This window comes from Colwellia demingiae (assembly GCF_007954275.1).
GTDB classification, from domain to species: Bacteria; Pseudomonadota; Gammaproteobacteria; order Enterobacterales; family Alteromonadaceae; genus Colwellia; species Colwellia demingiae.
Genome location: NZ_VOLT01000008.1, coordinates 59,931 through 71,530, shown reverse-complemented (window position 1 = coordinate 71,530; position 11,600 = coordinate 59,931). Strand labels below are relative to the sequence as shown.

The window sequence follows — 11,600 nt, the reverse complement described above, 5'->3', positions numbered from 1 at the left end:
CAAGCCACAAAAATGGCAATTCCACAGTATGATAAAAATCATTATGCTGTGGTCGATTTAGGCTCTAATAGTTTCCACCTCCTTATTACCCAATTAGTGACAACACCAACGGGTAAATCTATAAAAACCGTTAACAAAGTTAAGCAAAAAGTTCGCTTAGCTGCGGGTTTAACTAGTAATAATCTACTTACAGATGATGCCATAACACGCGGTCTTGATTGTATTAAAAACTTCGCTTTATATCTCAATAGTATTCCAGTAAATAATATTCTTATTGTCGCAACAGCTGCATTACGCATTGCTAAGAATAATCAGGTGTTTTTTGATGCCGCTAAGAAAATTTTACCCAAAGAAATAAAATTACTGAGCGGAGAACAAGAGGCCAAAACAATTTATGCTGGTGTTGCCCATACCTCTATATCAAATATCCAGCAATCTTCTGCTAAGCAATTAGTCCTCGATATTGGCGGAGCTAGTACCGAAATTATCGTTGGTTTAGGTTGTACTGCGAAAAAAGTGGTTAGTTTAAACATTGGTTGCGTTAGTTTTATTGGCAAGTACTTTACTGATGATCTATTAAAAAAAGAAAATTTTAATCAATGTATTGCCGGTGCTGCCGATATTATCAACACCGTGAAAGCAGAGTTCATTCAACTTGGTTGGCAATCTGCGGTTGGAAGCTCTGGTACTATGCAAGCCATGGCTGAGATACTTATCCAACGTCAGCAAACACCAGTTATCACCTTAGAATTTCTTTATGAGATTCAGCAAATACTGATCGATTGTAAAACTATAGATAATATTGAGATAGCAGGGCTAAGAGCTGATCGTACGGCGGTATTAGCCAGCGGTTTAAGCATTTTAATCGCTTTATTTCAATGTCTGCATATTGAAACACTATGCCTTTCAAGTGGCGCACTGCGTGAAGGTTTACTCTTTGAATTAGTCCCTGACGCTAAGATTATCTAGCCGTAACCCCATATTACCTTTAGCTATTTCTTTTTATTCACCTTTACTTACCAGGGTTATCTTTACATAGTGAAGCTCTGAAATACCAAAGTGCAATAGGTATTTCAATGACACTGTAACTTAACAAGGTAAACCAAAACCAATTTAACTCAAACAATAGAAAAGAAAATTCAACGCCCTTTCCCCAATATTTATTTGCCACAATAACCAATGCTAAACCAGAAGTTACGCAGTCAAATACCGCCACCTTATTGATATTCTTACCTGCCAATTTGGGATACACCCAAGCATAAGCAATAACGATAATCACAGCGTTTAGTAGTATTATGCTCCATTCAGCTGACATCAGTGTCCTCTTCTGTTGATAATGAAATTACCCCTTTTTGACAAGCAGCTAACAGTTCATTGCTAAAGTCTTTATCATCTAGAGCCCTTGATATAGCGAGTCCACCAATCATCAGCACTGCGCTTTGTAGGGCTTTTTCTCGACTGACGGTTAATGATTGAGCTTGCGCTAGAAAGGCTTTCAATGTCTTGGTATAAGTCTCTTTAACTTGATTATCTTGTTGACTAATATCTGAAACCAAAAAAGCTAATGGACATGCCTGTTCATAATTATTATCCCTATGTTCACTACTTAAATAGTATTGAGCAAAGTCTTTCATATTCTGGGGACAATTTACTGGCTTACGTTTGTAGGCTACTTTTGCAGCTTTACTTATTGCTTGCGCGTATAGATCACTTTTCGAACTGAAGTGGCTATAAAATGCTCCTCTGGTGAGTTCGGCATTTTTCATCACTTGGTCTATCGATATCTTTTCAAAACCGTGATGAGTAAAAAGCATCGCAGCACTTTTTAATATCCTATCTTTTGATTGCTCTTTATGAGTTTCTTGCCACGCCATCACAAAACTCCAATGATTTCGGTTGGTATTAAATACTTAATCATCAAACCAGTATTTCAAATTTTTAAAGTATGTTCTTGAACATATTATCAATGAAACTAGATTATTTCCTAATAAAGTTATTTATATAAATAAGGAAGAAATATATGACAGTAAAACCAGTACATATTTACGGACCAAGTTTTTCAAATTTTGTTCGTTCCGTCATGCTTGTATGCGAAGAAAAGCAGGTTGCTTACACTGTGGGTTTTGAAGTAAATGGTAACGATGTTACTTTTAAAGGCGAACAACATCTCAATTGGCACCCTTTTGGCAAAATACCCGTGTTACTTGAAAGTAAGCCACAAGAGGAACTAACTTTACCTGAAACAGCCAGTATTTGCCGCTATCTTGATGCAGACAAGCAGCTAATCACGATTATGCACGGCATGACGCGCTTTGTGCACTTATTTCAATAGACATGGATAAGGTATTAGTTCGAGAATATTTACTAGAATTTGCTTTTCCAAAGGGAGAAAATAATAGTATCCGCTTTGACGTCGTTAAAGAAGTACAACCAAAAGCAGCTGCTACTTTTGGCATTATTGAACAACTGCTAACTGAAAAGACAGCCTTATCTTCTCAAGAATTTACCATAGCAGATGCCTTACTAGCGCCTATGTTGCATTATATCTCCTGCTTACCCGCTGGTTTTAACTTAATAGGTGACTACCCAAAAGTAGAGCAATACTTAGCTGATTTAATGACAAGGCCATCATGTCAAAAAATACTTACCGCTAAGAAATTATAGTGACAAATACAGTAAGTCTTTAAAATAGATTCAATATTTACCCATAAAAAAGCGCGATTAAATCGCGCTTTTTTATTATATTTTCACACTGCTACCTGCAGCTTGTTTATCGTCAAGCGCGCTTAAGCGTCTTCTTTCAGCCAACGCGCAACTTGCTTAGCGAAATAAGTCAAAATGCCATCGGCACCTGCACGTTTAAATGCTAATAAACCCTCCATCACACAAGGTTTTTCAGCTAACCAGCCATTTTGTATTGCCGCCATATGCATGGCATATTCACCGCTGACTTGATAAGCATAAGTCGGTACTTGAAAAGTATCTTTTACGCGACGTACTATATCTAAATAAGGCATGCCTGGCTTAACCATGACCATATCGGCACCTTCAGCGATATCCTGGGCAACTTCATGCATAGCTTCATTACTATTTGCAGGATCCATTTGATAAGTATGTTTATTACCGCCTTTAATATTGCCTGAAGATCCGACAGCGTCACGAAATGGACCATAGTAATTAGAAGCGTATTTGGCTGAATAGGCTAATATTTTAGTATTAACAAAGCCATTTTCTTCTAGCCCTTCTCTGATAGCACCGACACGACCATCCATCATATCTGATGGTGCCACAATATCGGCTCCTGCTTCAGCATGCGATAAAGCCTGTTTAACTAAAATTTCTTTCGTGACATCATTAACAACATAGCCTGTTTTTCCCGCTTTATTTTCATCACTTTCACTTAAAATACCATCTTGGCCATGCGTGGTAAACGGGTCAAGAGCAACATCAGTGATCACGGCAAGCTGTGGGAAATTAGCTTTAAGTGCACGTACTGCACGTTGAGCTAATCCCTCAGGATTATATGATTCTTCAGCCATCAGTGACTTTTTATTACTAGGCGTAACAGGGAAAAGTGCAATGGCCGGAATACCTAAATCAACCAATTCCTGTGCTTCTTCCAAAAGCAGATCTATACTTTTACGTTCGACACCAGGCATTGAAGCTATTGCTTCGCGCTGGTTATCGCCTTCAAGCACAAAAACTGGGTATATTAAATCATTGACCGTTAACTGAGATTCAGCCATTAAACGACGAGTATGATCGTCAGCACGCATACGGCGCATGCGACGAGCAGGATATTGACCAAATGCTGAATTACCATTGTGGGACATAAAAATTCCTAATTATTCTGTGAAAATGTGTTGTTTGGTTTGATTTCGGCCATTGTGCTTAGCTTGATATAAAGCATTGTCTGCACCTGAAAATATTTGCTCGGGACCAATATCAACTTGTTGTTGATAAGTAGAAATACCGCAACTGATTGTCAGTGGAATTTCGACATCTCGAAATTGAAAAGCTTGCTCATGTACCTGTACGCGTAATTGTTCAGCAAAGAGTAACGCTCCTTTGGCATCGGTATTAGGTAAGATTAAGCAGAACTCTTCTCCTCCGTAACGAAATGCTTTATCGGTGCTTCGCTTTAAACTCTGCTTTATATGATTGGCCAACCAAATTAAACATTGATCACCTGCTAGGTGTCCATGAGTATCATTAACTGCTTTGAAAAGGTCTACATCAATTAACACTAAACTTAACGCGGTAAGGTTACGACGACTACGTCGGTATTCGGCTACTATTTTTTGATCATAAAATCGGCGATTATGTAGACCCGTTAGTTCATCTAAAACATTTTTACGTTCAAGTTCTTGATTGGCACTTTCCAACTCTTGCAAGGCAATGTTCAGTTCTAATGTACGCTCTTGTACCCTTTCTTCTAATAAGTCTTGGCTATCTTGTTGTTCATTTGCCAAGGTTTTCATCGTTTGCTCAGCGATTTTAGCATTACTTTTTGCAAGCTGAAGCTGCTGTAACATTTTTTGGTATCTTCTTCGAAAATGTCGAGTTAAATATAAACCTAATAAGATGGTAATTAAGCACCCTAAGAAAACTCCCATGCCCAAACATAGGTGCTCGGCATTTTGTTCAGTCATAGCATTACTTACAGGTGAATATGTCATCAACAAAGAAGTAAAACCTGCAATTTTTGCTCTAACCAATGACTTCATTTATATCATTTCTTTCTTTGAAGGAAAATCAAACACCTTTGCGGCATTACGGCTAGTTTGCCAAGCAATCTCTTCTTGGTCAAGACCTGTAATACTGGCAATTTCTTTGACTATAAATGGTAAGTAACACGGTTCATTGCGGCTACTTTTAGGTTTTGGTCGAATTGTTCGAGGTGTTAGATAAGGAGCATCAGTCTCAATGAGTAATCGATTTATAGGAATTAGACTAACAATATCCCGTAAACTCTGACCTCTACGCTCATCACATAACCAACCTGTGATTCCTATATACATATCCGCTGCTATACACTGAGTGAGTTCAGCTTTAGAGCCGGTAAAACAATGTGCAACCATAGCAGGAACTTTAGAGAAATAGGGTGATAGCGTAGTAAACCATGGGTCAAAAGCATCTCTTTGATGCAAAAATAGTGGCATTTGCAGTTCTGAAGCTAAAGTAACTTGTTCTCTAAATATCTTTTGTTGTTGTGCTGGTGCTGAAAAATTTCGATTGAAATCTAAACCGCACTCACCAATTGCCTTAACATGCTCTTGTTTCGCTAACAACTTGAGTTGATCTAAGTAGTCAGCGCTTACATGATCAGCATCATGGGGGTGCACTCCTGCAGTGCTATATAAAAAGTCAGGAAAACTTGTTTGATAATGCTGGCACAAAGCTAATGCTTTCTGGCTTTCTTCAACACTAGTACCGGTAATCAACAAACCATCTAATTGAGCCATTTGAGCCCGTCGAATAACATCTTCGCGGTCTTTCTCAAAGCGCTTATTGGTTAAGTTAACGCCAATATCTATCAAAGTGCTTTTATTCAAATTAATCTCGATCTATTTAAGCCTTTTTACTTTAATACGTTTCTTAGTATTTTCTTTTTGCAAAAACACAGAGGTAATCGCCCCTTTAGTTAAAACCACGCGTTGGCCTGTTTTTAGACTCAGTTTATAACTATCTTTTTGTTGCCATTTTTGACCATTCTCAAAGGTAATTTTCCATTGCCCGTAAGGTGTTTTGCTTAATTTACTAATCGTTAGGGTAATAGAATTTATTTCGTTAGCTAATTCTTCACTCGTTTTTTTCACCTGCCCTTTAGAAAAGGAATCAACTTGTTCGGCTGTCAAGTCAGTTACTTCAGGCTCCGCACTTATGGTACTGCTTTTAATTGTCAGTTGGTCAAAACAAGTAAGTATTGCCGTATCTTGACTTATTTTTACACAATCTTGAATTCTATCCGAAAGGTTTTCTTCTTTGGCTAACACTGTTGGTGATAATAATAAGCTAGTAATTACGGTAAAATAAGTGAGTTTAATGCTACGTGTCATTTTTCATTTTCCTTTATATTATTCGATTCGTCTTCATCTTCATCTTCTTTATGATAAAACGAAGCAATAATAATACCCACTTCAAATAAAACTAGCATTGGCACGGCCAACATAGTTTGTGAAATAATATCAGGTGGTGTCAACAACATACCAATGACAAATGCACCTACTACAACATAAGGTCGCTTTTCTCTTAAGCTATCAGGTGTCGTTATACCTGTCCAACACATTAAAATAATTGCGATAGGAATTTCAAATGCGGCACCAAAAGCGAAAAATAGTTTTAAGATGAAATCTAGATAACTACTGATATCAGTGGCAATAACAACACCTTCTGGTGCGACCGAAGTAAAAAAGGCAAATACCACAGGAAATACAAGAAAATACGCAAAAGCGATTCCACTATAAAACAACAGTGTAGAACCAAACATTAACGGAGCAATCATACGCTTTTCATTACTGTACAAACCAGGCGCAACAAATGACCACACTTGATATAAAACGAATGGCATCGCAATAAATAGGGATAAAACCAAAGTTAACTTAAAGGGTGCAAAAAATGGAGAAGCGACATCGGTAGCTATCATTTGTGACCCTTCTGGCATGGTAGCTAATAATGGCTGCGCCACGTATTGATATATATCTTGTGCAAAATAGACTAAACAACAAAAAACTATCATTACTCCGAGAATTGCTCGCAATAAACGATTACGCAGTTCTAAAAGATGATCAAACAGGCTGGCAACTTGTGCTGGGGGAGTACTCATGGTTAAAGTTTATCACTTTCTGGATTAACTAGTTTATCTGGTTTTTCTGCATTTTCTGTTGGAGCACTTGATATCTTTGGCTCTTCACTATCTTGCACCGTCTCCGGCTCAACTTTAACATGCGGGGCTGAAGCTAATGAAGAAGCAATCATTGATTCTAATGGTTGTCTGTCGACCTTTTTAAAAGGCTCAGAGACAGAGTCCGCGGCTTCTCGCAACGATTTCAATGACGCGGCAACCTCGGGACTTAAATTTTCTAAGTTACTTTGTTCTGCTTTTTTTAAGTTAGCATGTAATTCATGTATGCGTAATTCTTCTGTAAGCTCAGATTTAACCGTGTCACTAAACTTTCGAGCACCTGTCATCCAGCCACGAAGAGTACGGATTGCAACCGGTAAGCGTTCAGGACCTAAAATAACTAAGCCCATAATTGCTATGAGGATTAATTCCCAAAAGCCAACATCAAACATATATTAGGCCTGATCAGTTTCTTTAGTCTTACTTTCTTTTGTTTTGACCACTTCTTCTGTAGCGCTCTTTGAGCTATCAGCTAAAGTATCTGAAGTTTTTTCTGCACTATTTTTTTGTTCTTTTTCTTCACCTATAGCACTTTTGAAGCCTTTAATCGCTGAACCTAAATCACCACCTATATTACGTAATTTTTTAGTTCCGAATAATAACACTACGATCACGGCAACAATAACTAGCTGCCAAATTCCGATTCCACCCATAATAATTTAACTCCTGATATTTGATGCTCACATCACTAACCTATGTGTTAGTGCATGCTTTATGTAACAACATTATATACCTAAATAATGCAGGGAAACGAGTAAAAACGGTAAATGAATTGGTAAATGATGAGCTAAAACAATATTTATTTTATGGGTAAGCACCTTTCAATAAGATAATGAGATCCAAAAAGACGACTTTGCAGTCGCCTTTAATATGAGGTGCTGTAATTATCTACAATAAAATCAGCAATTATGGCCTGCTAAAACTTATACGAAGTATTTACAAAGAAAGTACGACCAATTACATCATAGATGTTTGGCACTGTATTCATGTCATTGCCATCAGGAACTTCTTCAGGCTCCGTATCAAACAAGTTTTTAATCCCGCCGGTAACCTGCCAGTCATCATTAATATGATATGCAGCAGAAATATTATGATAAATCACATCATCTGTAGTGTATTCGTCACCCCAAGCATTACCTTCCATTCCTTGGATATAATTAGCTGTATAAAGTAAGTTTATATCTTCAGTTAAATCGGCGCTAACGGTTAAGTTAGATTTTAATTGCGAGTAACCACCCATGTTTCCATCAATGGTGCCTTCATAACTTACACCATCTTCTTCAAATTCAAGTAAATAAGTAGTATCAAGCATCACTTTAAATATGCCAGCAGCATAGCTGACATTCCAGTCAATACCTGAAGTATTTTGTTGACCAATATTAGTTAAAGTTGACGTCATATCGGATAAATCACCCTCAGGGGTAATATTAATGGTTTCACAGGCTGCTGGGTTATTACCACTAAAGCACTGATTCATTTCGTTCTGTACATTCACGCGGCTAATAGCGTTGGTAATATCAAACTTCCAGTAATCCATAGTAGTAGAAAGGCCTTTGGTAACTTCCCATACTACACCGGCAGTAAATGACTCACTTTCTTCCGGCTTTAGGTCTGCATCACTGGTATAATTAACTTTAATTTGAGGATCTTCCTCGTTTTTCCATGGGTCAGTTAAATAATCAAAAGAACCAGAGTCACCACCATATAATTCACTAACACTTGGTGCTCTAAAGCCTGTTGCCGCAACGGCTCTGACCATCAAGCTATCAGTAATACTATAGGTTGCACCTAACTTCCACGTAGCTGCGCCACCAAAAGTTGAGTAGTTATCATACCGGGTCGCGGCTTCAATAGTGAAAGAATCGGTTACCGGTAAAGAAATTTCACCATAAAGTGATTGTACCGAGTAGTTACCTTCTGTAGCGAATTGCTGTGCTGCGGTACTTTCACCAGCTTGAGTAATTAAATCTGGTGTGTAATAGCCACTTTCATAACGGGTTTCGACGCCGACAGCGTAACCAATATCGTAATCATTAACGCCACTATAACCCGCGGCTAAAGTAAATTGTTCATTACCACCTTCATTTTGTTCTGTATACATAATGCCTTCACTCGCTAAGAAGTCACTATTCATTGGGTCACCACTAAACCAATCATCTTGATATTGATAAATGCTTTTTTCCATATTGCCCGCATGAATTGAATTAGCCACGCTATCTTTTGAGTCATTACGGCCATAAGTCGCTGACATATCCCACTGTGAATCATTACTTAATAAACCCGTCAAACCGACAGAAGCACGGTAGGTATCGGTCTCTTGTTCATAAATACGAGGACCGGCGTCTGTCATACGACGTTTATAAGTTAAGGTATCGACCGGGTTGCCATCTTTGTCAAACTTATCAAACTTATCGTTATATCCATCATCAAGTTTACTTCGGTCTAACTCAATATCTGCCGGTTGTGGCGCCATTTGTTGGTTTGATTCACGGCGGGTATACATAAAATCAACATTAAGCTCAGTATCATCAGCAATTTCTGTGTTAAAGCTACTAAACAAACTAAATAGCTCGTTTGGTGTTTGTGCGTAGCTGTCATCAGTATAATCATAAGATTCTTCACGGGGAACAAAACCACCCGAGCCATCTGGCACCATACCACCTAAAGAGCCTCCCGGTACAAATGAGGATTCGCCTGGTGGCACAAAATCACGATCTGATTGAATGATCTCACCACGATTCGAATATTGCACGCCAACAACTAAGTTACCACCGGCGACTTCACTGCCATGTAAAATACTAATACCGCCACTTTCGCCATCACCTTTATCGGTAATGCTACCGTCAGCAGATATTTCCGTGCCCACATAGTCTTTTTTGGTAATAATGTTAACTACGCCTGCAATAGCATCTGAGCCATAAACAGCAGAGGCGCCATCTTTTAAGATTTCAATGGATTGGATCATTGATACCGGGATAGTGTTTAAATCTACTGAAGAGTCAGCGCCTGTTCCCGAAGCCACCATTCGGCGACCATTCATTAAGACTAAAGTACGTTGCACGCCCATACCACGTAAGTTTACTGTTGCAGAACCTCCGGAGCCATTGTTGGAGGTTGAACCTAGGCTCATACCTGCAGCTGCCGGTTGCATTGATAATATTTCTTGGACGGAAGTAAAACCACTCTTAGTGATAAAGTCTGAAGAGATAACGGTTATTGGGCTTGCGCTTTCTATATCAGTTCTGTTGATACGTGAACCTGTTACTGCAATACGTTCTACTTCTTCAGCGCCTTCTTCGGCAAATGCTTGTACTGAGGTGACTGATGTTGCGGCAAGTGCAATCATCACTGCACGGTTTACTATGTTCTTTCTGGCTGTTCTTAGGCTCATTACTTCTACCTTTTTATCGTTAGTTTGTTGGTAACTGATGTTTATCAATTGCCATCAATACTGCTGGATTTAATAGAAGAAGTTCGTTTTCAAGTGTTGTAACTTAGTTAAACCTGTAACGATGTAGTTACTTTCATACATAAAGATGTGATTAACTGTATATTTATTGGTTGTTTTTTAGCTTGTTATACCAATCGGACTAACTTATTGATCATTTAGCGAGAGTTAAAAGGTTTAGAGGCAAGGCATTGCTTGAAGAGAATGGTTATTCCCTTCTCAAAATCAATAACGCCGCATATAAGCGTTTAAAAGTTGATGCGTTTTTTACAGGCATAAAAAAACCGACATAGCGTCGGTTTATTTGAACAAGATATATTACTGAACGTTAATCAAAAACCATGGTGTTTTTAAGTTTAGATAAAGCATTTTTTTCTAACTGCCTTACACGTTCCGCTGATATCTGGTATTTATTAGCTAGCTCTTGTAACGTTGTTTTATCTTCGGTTAACCAGCGTGTCTTTATAATATCTTGACTACGCTCATCAAGCGTTACTAATGCTGTTGATAAACGTTTATTAGCATGGTTATCCCAATTATCATTTTCAACTTCAACTGCTAAATCTGATTGTTTATCTTGAAGGTATTGAGCAGGTGAAAAGCTACTGGCGCCAAGATTATCATCATCATCTTTCGATAATTCAAATGATTGGTCATGGCTACTCATACGAGATTCCATTTCCATAACATCTTTTGTTGTTACACCAAGGTTTTCCGCTACCGTATTTACTTCTTCAGTACTGAACCAACCTAAACGTTTTTTATTTTTACGTAGGTTAAAAAATAATTTACGTTGCGCTTTCGTTGTCGCAACTTTTACAATGCGCCAGTTTTTAAGCACAAATTCATGAATTTCTGCTTTGATCCAATGAACAGCAAAAGAAACTAAACGTACACCTACTTCAGGGTTAAAACGTTTAACGGCTTTCATTAAACCCACATTGCCTTCTTGTACTAAATCAGCATGTGGTAAACCATAACCAGAATAACCTTTAGCAACATGAATAACAAAACGTAAGTGCGACATAATTAACTCTTGCGCCGCTTGTAAATCATTTTCATTGTAGAGGCGAGTAGCTAGATCATGCTCTTTTTCTGCGGTTAGCATAGGTATGCTGTACTCAGATTGCATGTATGATTCGATACTACCACTCTTTGGTAAGGTAAGTTGCATTGCTTGACTCATAAAAACCCTCTCCTTCTCTCTTTGAATTCGCCCGCGATAATAACATATATCGACACTATTTG

Annotated in this window: 14 protein-coding genes; 3 read left to right on the top strand and 11 right to left on the bottom strand. The window is 38.2% G+C overall.

The features are described from left to right. The first annotated feature begins 12 nt into the window (after positions 1 to 12). Positions 13 to 969, top strand: coding sequence for a Ppx/GppA phosphatase family protein (locus ESZ36_RS15550; protein ID WP_246129128.1), 957 nt, complete (start codon positions 13 to 15; stop codon positions 967 to 969). A gap of 43 nt (positions 970 to 1,012) precedes the next feature. Here the strand turns inward: ESZ36_RS15550 and ESZ36_RS15545 are convergent, their stop codons facing one another. Both ESZ36_RS15545 and ESZ36_RS15540 read right to left on the bottom strand, forming a co-directional pair. After that, positions 1,013 to 1,315 carry a hypothetical protein gene (locus ESZ36_RS15545; protein ID WP_146789564.1) on the bottom strand — a complete coding sequence of 101 codons (303 nt, stop codon included), beginning with the start codon at positions 1,313 to 1,315 and terminating at the stop codon, positions 1,013 to 1,015. Further along, the gene (locus tag ESZ36_RS15540; protein ID WP_146789562.1) at positions 1,305 to 1,874 is read right to left on the bottom strand and encodes a TetR/AcrR family transcriptional regulator; all 570 of its coding nucleotides are present in this window, start codon (positions 1,872 to 1,874) and stop codon (positions 1,305 to 1,307) included. Before ESZ36_RS15540 ends, ESZ36_RS15545 begins: the two co-directional genes overlap by 11 nt. A 146-nt stretch (positions 1,875 to 2,020) precedes the next feature. Between ESZ36_RS15540 and ESZ36_RS22960 the strand changes: the two genes are divergently transcribed. Together ESZ36_RS22960 and ESZ36_RS22955 are read left to right on the top strand one after the other, a co-directional pair. Further along, entirely contained in the window at positions 2,021 to 2,332 is a 312-nt protein-coding gene (locus ESZ36_RS22960) for a glutathione S-transferase N-terminal domain-containing protein (RefSeq protein WP_246129127.1), read from the top strand. Between the two features lie 2 nt (positions 2,333 to 2,334). After that, positions 2,335 to 2,664, top strand: coding sequence for a glutathione S-transferase family protein (locus ESZ36_RS22955; RefSeq protein WP_246129126.1), 330 nt, complete (start codon positions 2,335 to 2,337; stop codon positions 2,662 to 2,664). Positions 2,665 to 2,786: 122 nt separating this feature from the next. Here the strand turns inward: ESZ36_RS22955 and hemB are convergent, their stop codons facing one another. The 9 genes from hemB to rpoH form a co-directional block, all read right to left on the bottom strand. Then, on the bottom strand, positions 2,787 to 3,833 hold the full coding sequence (gene hemB / locus ESZ36_RS15530; protein WP_146789560.1) for a porphobilinogen synthase: 1,047 nt from the start codon (positions 3,831 to 3,833) through the stop codon (positions 2,787 to 2,789). Between the two features lie 12 nt (positions 3,834 to 3,845). Then, positions 3,846 to 4,727 (bottom strand): GGDEF domain-containing protein, encoded by an 882-nt coding sequence (locus ESZ36_RS15525; RefSeq protein WP_246129125.1) that lies wholly within the window; start codon positions 4,725 to 4,727, stop codon positions 3,846 to 3,848. Then, entirely contained in the window at positions 4,728 to 5,555 is an 828-nt protein-coding gene (locus ESZ36_RS15520) for a TatD family hydrolase (protein ID WP_246129124.1), read from the bottom strand. It abuts the gene before it with no gap. Positions 5,556 to 5,567: 12 nt separating this feature from the next. Further along, entirely contained in the window at positions 5,568 to 6,059 is a 492-nt protein-coding gene (locus ESZ36_RS15515; protein ID WP_146789558.1) for a hypothetical protein, read from the bottom strand. Further along, positions 6,056 to 6,826, bottom strand: a complete 771-nt coding sequence (tatC, locus tag ESZ36_RS15510) for a twin-arginine translocase subunit TatC (RefSeq protein ID WP_146789556.1) — start codon at positions 6,824 to 6,826, stop codon at positions 6,056 to 6,058. Before tatC ends, ESZ36_RS15515 begins: the two co-directional genes overlap by 4 nt. A gap of 2 nt (positions 6,827 to 6,828) precedes the next feature. Further along, positions 6,829 to 7,296 carry a Sec-independent protein translocase protein TatB gene (gene tatB, locus ESZ36_RS15505; protein WP_146789555.1) on the bottom strand — a complete coding sequence of 156 codons (468 nt, stop codon included), beginning with the start codon at positions 7,294 to 7,296 and terminating at the stop codon, positions 6,829 to 6,831. A gap of 3 nt (positions 7,297 to 7,299) precedes the next feature. After that, complete coding sequence (gene tatA / locus ESZ36_RS15500; RefSeq protein WP_146789553.1) at positions 7,300 to 7,557, bottom strand: twin-arginine translocase TatA/TatE family subunit; 258 nt, start codon at positions 7,555 to 7,557, stop codon at positions 7,300 to 7,302. 263 nt (positions 7,558 to 7,820) lie between these two features. Beyond that, a complete protein-coding gene (locus tag ESZ36_RS15495) occupies positions 7,821 to 10,295 on the bottom strand; it encodes a TonB-dependent receptor plug domain-containing protein (RefSeq protein ID WP_146789551.1) in 2,475 nt (824 codons plus the stop codon). A gap of 385 nt (positions 10,296 to 10,680) precedes the next feature. Beyond that, positions 10,681 to 11,538 (bottom strand): RNA polymerase sigma factor RpoH, encoded by an 858-nt coding sequence (gene rpoH / locus ESZ36_RS15490; protein ID WP_146789549.1) that lies wholly within the window; start codon positions 11,536 to 11,538, stop codon positions 10,681 to 10,683. Between the last annotated feature and the right edge of the window lie 62 nt (positions 11,539 to 11,600).

What these genes read in the sequence shown, in the direction of transcription:
- ESZ36_RS15550 (WP_246129128.1), top strand. Translation starts at nt 13, where the DNA reads ATGGCAATTCCACAGTATGATAAAAATCATTATGCTGTGGTCGATTTA.
- ESZ36_RS15545 (WP_146789564.1), bottom strand. Translation starts at nt 1,315, where the DNA reads ATGTCAGCTGAATGGAGCATAATACTACTAAACGCTGTGATTATCGTT.
- ESZ36_RS15540 (WP_146789562.1), bottom strand. Translation starts at nt 1,874, where the DNA reads ATGGCGTGGCAAGAAACTCATAAAGAGCAATCAAAAGATAGGATATTA.
- ESZ36_RS22960 (WP_246129127.1), top strand. Translation starts at nt 2,021, where the DNA reads ATGACAGTAAAACCAGTACATATTTACGGACCAAGTTTTTCAAATTTT.
- ESZ36_RS22955 (WP_246129126.1), top strand. Translation starts at nt 2,335, where the DNA reads ATGGATAAGGTATTAGTTCGAGAATATTTACTAGAATTTGCTTTTCCA.
- hemB (WP_146789560.1), bottom strand. Translation starts at nt 3,833, where the DNA reads ATGTCCCACAATGGTAATTCAGCATTTGGTCAATATCCTGCTCGTCGC.
- ESZ36_RS15525 (WP_246129125.1), bottom strand. Translation starts at nt 4,727, where the DNA reads ATGAAGTCATTGGTTAGAGCAAAAATTGCAGGTTTTACTTCTTTGTTG.
- ESZ36_RS15515 (WP_146789558.1), bottom strand. Translation starts at nt 6,059, where the DNA reads ATGACACGTAGCATTAAACTCACTTATTTTACCGTAATTACTAGCTTA.
- tatC (WP_146789556.1), bottom strand. Translation starts at nt 6,826, where the DNA reads ATGAGTACTCCCCCAGCACAAGTTGCCAGCCTGTTTGATCATCTTTTA.
- tatB (WP_146789555.1), bottom strand. Translation starts at nt 7,296, where the DNA reads ATGTTTGATGTTGGCTTTTGGGAATTAATCCTCATAGCAATTATGGGC.
- tatA (WP_146789553.1), bottom strand. Translation starts at nt 7,557, where the DNA reads ATGGGTGGAATCGGAATTTGGCAGCTAGTTATTGTTGCCGTGATCGTA.
- ESZ36_RS15495 (WP_146789551.1), bottom strand. Translation starts at nt 10,295, where the DNA reads ATGAGCCTAAGAACAGCCAGAAAGAACATAGTAAACCGTGCAGTGATG.
- rpoH (WP_146789549.1), bottom strand. Translation starts at nt 11,538, where the DNA reads ATGAGTCAAGCAATGCAACTTACCTTACCAAAGAGTGGTAGTATCGAA.